At 66.0% G+C, this 980-nt stretch carries 1 protein-coding gene; it reads right to left on the bottom strand.

Translation table 11 applies throughout. The annotated features are described in order from the left end of the window. Nucleotides 1-26: 26 nt before the first annotated feature. The gene (locus IF88_RS0139620) at nt 27-920 is read right to left on the bottom strand and encodes an IS982 family transposase (protein ID WP_030724440.1); all 894 of its coding nucleotides are present in this window, start codon (nt 918-920) and stop codon (nt 27-29) included. Between the last annotated feature and the right edge of the window lie 60 nt (nt 921-980).

The following is a 980-nucleotide window of genomic DNA, read 5'->3' on the forward strand; positions in this document are numbered from 1 at the left end:
CTAGACGAGTAAGTCCGAAGGCCTGGTCAGTGGTCGTAGGCGATGAGTGACCTGGTCAGTGGTGTGTTGTGGGCCCGGTTGTGCCAGATGGCTGCGGTCAGGGCCAGGATTCGTTGTCCGACGCGGGCCAGGACCCCGGCTGGGGTTCTGGCTCCGTGGCGTTCGAGGTCGAGTTGGCCTTTGAGGGTGTCGTTGACCGACTCGATCAGCTGCCGGATCGGTTTGAGCAGGTGTTCGCCCGACCGGGCCTTGAGGTTGCGATAGCTGGGACGCAGCAGAGTCAGGCCGTGGCCGGCCATGAAGGTGTCCAGGTGTTTGGAGACGTAGCCCTTGTCGCCGACGACGGTCTGGCCGGGGTGGGTGGTCAGCAGGTCGGGATCACCCGTGAGCATGTCGGCGAGGACTTCACGCTCGTCAGTCTTGGGGTGGGCCAGGGCCCAGGCGATGGGCAGGCCGCCGGGTGTGCAGAGCAGGTGCAGTCGCAGGCCCCAGAAGAAGCGCGAGTGAGAGGGGCAGTAGCCGTAGCCGGCCCAGCCCGCGAGGTCGGAGCGTTGGACGGTGGGCCGCGAGCGGGCGCATTCCACGGGGGTGGAGTCGACGATCCATACGTCGTCGTGCCACAGGTCGGTGTCCCGGGCGAGGGTGCGGATGAAGCGGCTGATCAGCGTGTTCGCGGCCCGCAGGCGCTTGTTGTATCCGGATTGTTCGGGCAGGTAGGGGAACTCGGCGGCCAGGTGGCGGCGTGCGAACCGCAGCCAGCGGGTCTCGGAGGCGAAGCCGAGGAGGGCCTGCATGACCGCGAGCGTCAACAGCTCGGCGTCCGTCAGCCTCGGCGGGCGACCCCATCGCGGCGTTCCTGCCAGAGAGTCATCAATCCTCACGTACAGTGCAGTCGCGAGGGTCTCCAGGTTTGTCGTCACAAACGAACCAACGAGACCCTCGCTTTATGCACCCGAAGACATCGGACTTACTCGTCTAGG

Origin of the sequence: Streptomyces sp. NRRL F-2580, from assembly GCF_000720115.1 — a bacterium.
Taxonomy (GTDB): domain Bacteria; phylum Actinomycetota; class Actinomycetes; order Streptomycetales; family Streptomycetaceae; genus Streptomyces.